A 6564-nucleotide genomic window follows, 5' to 3' on the forward strand; every position below is an offset into this window, starting at 1 on the left:
CTTGGCAGGTAAATGATGTTGCGGCTGGCGAACCTTTCAATGAGTCTTTAGACTCCAGTGCCGGTAACAGGCCCTTATAGGGCCAGAGCAAACCACCGGCTAAGCCGGTGGTTATGATTCGAGGTAATGTCAGCAGGGCTTATCTTTATAACACCAGAACCAGTCCATACAATTTAAGTTTTGTGACTTAGGATCATTGATGCGTTCTAACATCTGGTCATAAGTTCGGGGTGGTGAGACCATAGCGGGAGTACCTGGCTCCCAGTTAGCCGGGGTTACGACGTTACAGCGGTCAGTTGTTTCAAGGGCAGTTAAAAGCCGTATGATTTCACAGATATTTCTTCCATTAGTAAGAGGATAAATCAGGATTGCCCGTATAATCTGGTCTGGATCAATGAAATAGACGTTACGGACAGTTTCCTGCTTGGCTGCATCAGGAGCTATCATACCATACAGATTTGCCACATCGGCCATTCTGTCTGCTATAATAGGGAAGGGGATCTGAATGCCTGTCAGTAAATAGATCTGGTTTACCCATGCAAGATGAGAGGGATCGCTGTCAATGCTTAAGCCTATTAATTTGGCATTTAGAGCTTCAAATTGGTCATAGGCTTGCGCAAAGGCAATAAATTCGGTAGTGCAGACGGGGGTAAAAACATTGCATATAGATGGAAAATATAGAAAAGAGTGAAAGAGACCTAAAAAAAATGTTAGGTCTCTTTTTTTAGACCTAACATTTCGGATAGATAAAAACACAGTCAATCAAACAAGTGCTGGCTACACTTGGGGAACGAATCAGCAAGCTTAAAGTTTTATTACCAGTTATCAAAACCAGCTACCAAAAATACCAGTTACCAGATACCTGTCACCTACAAGCCTCCATTACATCCACTGATGATGTGTATATAGAAATTATAAAGATACACATGAGAAAAAACAATAGGGATAAATCAGTAAGTGTTATAGAAATTTAAAATATCAATGCAGTTGATATTTATAAAATACAGTAAAACAGAAAACTTCCCGTGGTTGGCATCGTTGAGAAAAAATGTATTGGAGGAAAGCAAAGTGAAAAAGGAAAAGAAAGGAAGACCCACATCAATAAGACTCTTACCAGAGACTGAAAAATATCTTATGAGATGTCCGGGAAAAAATCTGACTGAAAAATTTGAGTACTTAATTCATTTTTGCATGAAGCGGGAAGAAATGCTGGTTAAGGTAGAAGAGGAGTATCAGAGACGCTTTAAAGCATATGAGGAGGAAATAAAGAGCCAGGAGCTATTGCTTAGGAGGCTCCGTGCGGCAGCCCAGAAAAGTACTGATTATTTAGACGATGTGGTAAAGGAAATCAGGTGGATTCATAAAAACAATGATAATTGAGTTTAGAAAGAGAGGTTTTCTTATGAGAGTTGAAAAAGATCCGCAGTTAGAAATTAAAACAATTAGAGAGCGAAAGATTGAAATCAAATTGTCTGATGCAGATGTTGAAAGATTATATAAAAAGGCTGGAAGTGCCAGTTTGTCTGTGTCAGAGCTTCTTGAAAATTTTGTTGGTGACCTGGTAGATGGAACTTATACCAATGGGTCGAATGAAAGGGATGCGTTAAATAACTGGTTTGAGAGATGTTACTTTGGTATGTTTCCGGAAGAGAGTTTTTTGAAATATCTGATTGATCAGGATACGATCGAGGAATTTCTGGAATTGTACAATGATATGAGAAGCAGTGTGGATCAGATTCCTGTTATGGAAGAAGAAATTAAGACTGGAATCATGAAAAGATTTGATGGGAGTACATATACTTGGCAGGATTTAGTTATCTGTACAGCTGAAGGTGATAAACCTTGCTATTCCCGGAAAGAAGTATGGGAAAAAGAACAATTAGAAAATATTAAACAGGAAAAAGAGTTTGTAGCAGATTGCCGTGAGCAAATAGATGATTACTGGAATGATTTTTTGCAGTCTGTTAATGGACAAGTAGGTACTTTAGAAGATGAAATTGAAAAAGTTATTAAATGGTATGGCGATATGGATCGCGTGAAGAATGGTGTGCAATAGAAAAAATTCTGAATAAAGAGCCTTTGAAAATATAAATACCAGGAGGATAAAAACATGGCAGTTATCGGGAGCATTAACAGTAACAAAGGTGGAGTTGGCAAAACCACTACTACAGTAGTATTAGGTGAGCTTCTGGCTTACTTAGGTAAAAAAACTCTGATCGTTGATCAGGACCCTCAGGGAAATACATCTATGCAGTTTCATTTGTTTCAAAAGGATAGTCCGGAGATTGAGAATGGAATACTGCTTCCGGAAAGCGAGGATTACCATATTGCAGAGCTTTATCGATTCCGCTATCGGAATGGTGAAGAGGTAAAGAGCCTGATAAGAAAAACGTACATTGAAAATCTCTCAATTCTACCCAGCAGCCATAGGCACAAATTGACTCAGGATCTGGTGGTTAGCAATACAGGCAATAATAATACAATTTTAAAAAGGGCCTTAAAAGCTATATCACATGAGTATGACTATATACTGATTGACAATGCACCCGCAAATAATATTTTGACGGTAAACAGCATTTTTGCCTCAGATTTTATTATTATTCCGATTAAGTGTGAGCAGTATTCTTATGAGGGGCTGCAGGAAACATTGAAAAGCATTATCTATATAAAAGAGGAACATGATTTAGAAAGTCCTCAGTTTCTGGGAGCATTTATCACCCAGGCAAATGTAATTACCAATGCATTTAAGGAAACCAGCAAGACATTTACAGCAAACATGAACAATATGTTTTTTGATACAGCGATCCGGCAAGATACAAAAATCAATGACATAGAAAGAGAATTTAAGCCATTGCTTACATATCCAAATTCCAGAGCATTAAGTGATTACTGTAACTTGTTATTGGAGATGGGGATTTTAGATACCCAGACTGAGAAATTTTTAAGAGATTCCATAAAGGAAGCAATGTAAGGAGGTTGTTTTATGCCAGTACAGAAATTTAAAGGTCTAAACATTAGAAATAATGAAATGGCCAAGGTTCCGGAAGTAAGTACTATACCGGAGGAACGTGTGGTGACAGATCCAGGCGTTAGTTTGCAGGAGATAGTAGGGAAGCTCAGCGAAAAGAGGAGTAACGTCCCGTTTAATTTGAAAATCATACCCAGAAAGAAAATCATATTCAATGATAAGAACGATTACAGCCAGGTGGATTTAGAAAAGCTTGCGGAAGGTATTCTACGCTTTGGGTTGATTCATTCTCTTGAAGGATTTTATGATGAGGAACAGGATTTATATGTAATAGAATCTGGAGAGAGAAGAACCAGAGCTATTGATCTGCTTCTGGAAAAGTTTAGAGATTATGAAGATACTGATTCTCAGGAGTATCAGGACTACCTGGACAACGTAAAGGGGTTTGAAGCCGGTTATCCTATTAACGTGAAAAAGAAAAAATATATGGATGCCGGTGATATGTCGCCTTTAGATGAAATTGACAGTGAAATCAGATTGATGGATGCCAATGAAGAGGTAAGACCCACGAACCCACAGGACAAGTATAAACGGGTTACAAGACGCGCTGAATTGATGGAGAGGCGTAATGCCTTACTGCCTTATAAGAAACGTATTAATGTAAATAAAGAAGTGGGTAATAAACTGGGGATGACTGAGAGGCAGGTTCAAAAGTATAAAAGTATTGATGCTTTGATACCGGAATTGAGAGAAGAGTTTTTTCTGAATAATATTACTCTGGCCGATGGAGCAAATTATTCGGTTCTTACTGAGGAGGAGCAACGGAATATCTTAAAGCTGATCCAGGAAGGGAAGAAAGTATCTGCAGATGATATTAAAAAGCTTAAACAGGAGAAGGAGGCTGTGCAAACGGAATTGATCCTTAAAGAGGGGGAATTAAGCAGATTAAGGGAAGAGAGTGATCAACTGCAGGAAAGGCATGAGAAGGAGCTTGTGAGGCTCCAGGAGAGTATTGAGCAGGACCGCGAGCGTATCAAACTTGAAATTTCGGAAGAGATTCTAAATAATAGCCCTGATAGAAATAAAGTTAAAGAGCTTGAAAAGCAGCTCCAAGAAAAAGAAGATGCCCAAAAGGATATTAATAAAAGCCTTAACGAGATCAGTCAGAAACTGAATAATAAGAATAATGAGATTGAAAAGTTAGAAGCTGAGCTAAAGCAGATGAAGGATCAGCCGGGGCAGGATCTTCAAAGAATTCGTATGGAAGTAAAATTGTCTACGGCAATTGAGACAACAATGAGCTCAGTATCTGATATAAAAAAGGCGTTTATCGCTTATGGAAAGTTAAATGGTTCTGATAGTTCTAAATTTAAGGAGGAGATTGAGGAAATTGTAAATAACCTACATGCCATACTTAAAATATAGATTTAACCAGGAAGTACTTAAATTTTTACAGAATAGGAGGAAGAAAAGTGGTTATAAGAAAAATTGATCATCTTGGCAGGTTAGTCTTGCCGAAAGATATTAGAAATTCCATGGGATTAGTTGATGGATCTTCATTGGAAATATTGGCTACAGAGGAAGGAATATTGTTAAAGAAGTACAGCGCGGAACTAAGCTTGATCTCAGACATTGAAAACCTGCAAAGATCTGTAAAAGAAGATAATTCTTATGTAGGACAGGATAAGGCGGATCAAATACAGAAGTGTCTGCAAGAAGCATTATTGCTTTTAAGACAGGCAAATTAGTATTATGGGAGGTGCATTATGAAATTAAAAAAGTGTTTGAGTATTACGAAGTGTAAGAAATTCTCCATTTTTATTTATCCAAAAGGACATATAAAAGAGCGAAGAGGGCTGGATGAAGCACCTCTTAAAATGTTTGATATTGAAAGAAATGAAAAGGGAGAAATTTCTTATAGTGAATTTTTAGATTTTATAAAATGTGAAGTAACAGAAATCATTCCTCATAGTTCTGGGGTTAATATAGTTGCAGAACTGAACTGAAATATGAATGATTAAAAGAAAGGAGCCAGCCTCCTGCAGGGGTAAGGGTATACCGGGCTTCTTACAAATTATGAAAGCAGTTATGAAGTATCCGGGAAGTAAATGGAGTATCGCAGACTGGATTATAAGTTACTTCCCGGAGCATCACAGTTACTTAGAGGCGTTTTTCGGCAGCGGAGCCGTTCTGTTCAATAAGCCCAGGTCAAACATTGAAACGGTGAATGATATGGACGGGAATGTGGTAAATCTATTCGAATGGATTCGCAAGGACCCGGAACGACTGGCCAGAGAAATATATTTAACTCCTTACGCAAGACAAATTTATGATGATACCTTTAAAACGGTACCAGAGGACAGCTTTAGTAAAGCAATTAATTTCTACATAAGGCTGAATATGGGCCACGGATTCCGCACTACTGGGGAAAAGGTAGGCTGGAAGAATGACGTACAGGGACGTGAAAAGGCTTATGCTGCGTCAGATTGGTGCAAATTACCGGAAAAGATAATGCAAGCAGCAGAACGGATCAGAGGCGTACAAATTGAAAACCGCCCGGCAGTGGAGCTAATTGAAAGGTTTAATAATCCGAAAGTATTGATTTATGCTGATCCTCCATATGTGCTGAGTGAAAGGCATGGTAAGCAATACCGTTACGAAATGGCAGAAGATAAACAGCATCATGACTTGATAGATGTATTACAGGCTCATAAAGGCCCAGTATTACTAAGCGGATATGATAGTGAACTATATAATGATCGTTTATCTAACTGGTACCGGGAAGAAACAACATGCTATTCGCAGATCAGCAGTAAAAAAAGAGAAATTCTTTGGATGAATTTCGAACCTGCAGGACAGACAAATATATATGATTTTATAAGCTAAACTGTAGAGAGGTGAATTTAATGATTAAAACCACACTAACAAAAATAAAAAATCAAATCAATGAAACTATTGATAATTACAAATATCTTGAAGTAAAAGATATAAATGTCTACATAGAAGAAAATAAAATTTGCTTTAAAGTTGGAACATGGAAACACCAAGAAACAGAAGATGAACTTCAAACTGCTTACATGATGGACAAAAAAGTAAAACCAACTGATGCGCTTGCTATGAACACAGCCATTTTATTAGATGAAATGGCCGATATTATAAAAAATAACACTTAGACTAACTTGTTTCTCAAGCAGTAATTTAGATTTCCTGGAACCTGGGAGGAAAGGATACCATAGTAATACATGTTCTTATGGTGGTTATCCATACATGGTTGGTTCAGATGGAAAAGATTTTTGTAGTGGAAGTCCATATAAAGTTTTTTGTACCCAGTGTTTGAAGAGTACGGTCGCCAATGAAGATATTAGCATTATAAAAAAGGAATGGAATGAACATCTAAATTAGTATTTTGATGAGAAAGGCGGTGTGAATTGAAAGTAGGGCTTATTGATGTAGATGGACATAATTACCCCAATCTACCACTTATGAAAATAAGTGCATGGCATAAGTCGAAAGATGATCGGGTTCAGTGGTATGAGCCGTTTGACGGCCTGATCGAAGAATACGACTTAGTTTATATGTCAAAAGTATTCAGCTTC

At 37.6% G+C, this 6564-nt stretch carries 9 protein-coding genes; 8 read left to right on the forward strand and 1 reads right to left on the reverse strand.

The window, feature by feature from the left end; genetic code table 11:
* Positions 1-129 precede the first annotated feature (129 nt).
* On the reverse strand, positions 130-756 hold the full coding sequence (locus CRO04_RS25265) for a peroxiredoxin (RefSeq protein ID WP_242974658.1): 627 nt from the start codon (positions 754-756) through the stop codon (positions 130-132).
* A 312-nt stretch (positions 757-1068) separates the two neighbouring features.
* Between CRO04_RS25265 and CRO04_RS25270 the strand changes: the two genes are divergently transcribed.
* From CRO04_RS25270 to CRO04_RS25305, 8 genes are read left to right on the forward strand one after another with little or no spacing between them, the layout of a single operon-like run.
* Entirely contained in the window at positions 1069-1380 is a 312-nt protein-coding gene (locus tag CRO04_RS25270) for a hypothetical protein (protein WP_097007006.1), read from the forward strand.
* A gap of 22 nt (positions 1381-1402) precedes the next feature.
* Entirely contained in the window at positions 1403-2056 is a 654-nt protein-coding gene (locus tag CRO04_RS25275; protein WP_141401047.1) for a hypothetical protein, read from the forward strand.
* A gap of 54 nt (positions 2057-2110) precedes the next feature.
* Complete coding sequence (locus tag CRO04_RS25280) at positions 2111-2971, forward strand: ParA family protein (RefSeq protein ID WP_097007008.1); 861 nt, start codon at positions 2111-2113, stop codon at positions 2969-2971.
* Between the two features lie 12 nt (positions 2972-2983).
* Positions 2984-4393, forward strand: a complete 1410-nt coding sequence (locus tag CRO04_RS25285; RefSeq protein WP_097007009.1) for a hypothetical protein — start codon at positions 2984-2986, stop codon at positions 4391-4393.
* 47 nt (positions 4394-4440) lie between these two features.
* Positions 4441-4716: an AbrB/MazE/SpoVT family DNA-binding domain-containing protein gene (locus CRO04_RS25290; RefSeq protein ID WP_166432676.1), complete on the forward strand. Its 276-nt coding sequence runs from the start codon at positions 4441-4443 to the stop codon at positions 4714-4716.
* 18 nt (positions 4717-4734) lie between these two features.
* The gene (locus CRO04_RS25295; protein ID WP_097007011.1) at positions 4735-4974 is read left to right on the forward strand and encodes a hypothetical protein; all 240 of its coding nucleotides are present in this window, start codon (positions 4735-4737) and stop codon (positions 4972-4974) included.
* A 7-nt stretch (positions 4975-4981) separates the two neighbouring features.
* The gene (locus tag CRO04_RS25300) at positions 4982-5854 is read left to right on the forward strand and encodes a DNA adenine methylase (protein WP_242974657.1); all 873 of its coding nucleotides are present in this window, start codon (positions 4982-4984) and stop codon (positions 5852-5854) included.
* A gap of 20 nt (positions 5855-5874) precedes the next feature.
* A complete protein-coding gene (locus tag CRO04_RS25305) occupies positions 5875-6141 on the forward strand; it encodes a hypothetical protein (protein WP_097007012.1) in 267 nt (88 codons plus the stop codon).
* Positions 6142-6564: the final 423 nt, after the last annotated feature.

This window comes from Lacrimispora amygdalina (assembly GCF_900205965.1).
In the GTDB taxonomy this organism is placed as follows: domain Bacteria; phylum Bacillota; class Clostridia; order Lachnospirales; family Lachnospiraceae; genus Lacrimispora; species Lacrimispora amygdalina_A.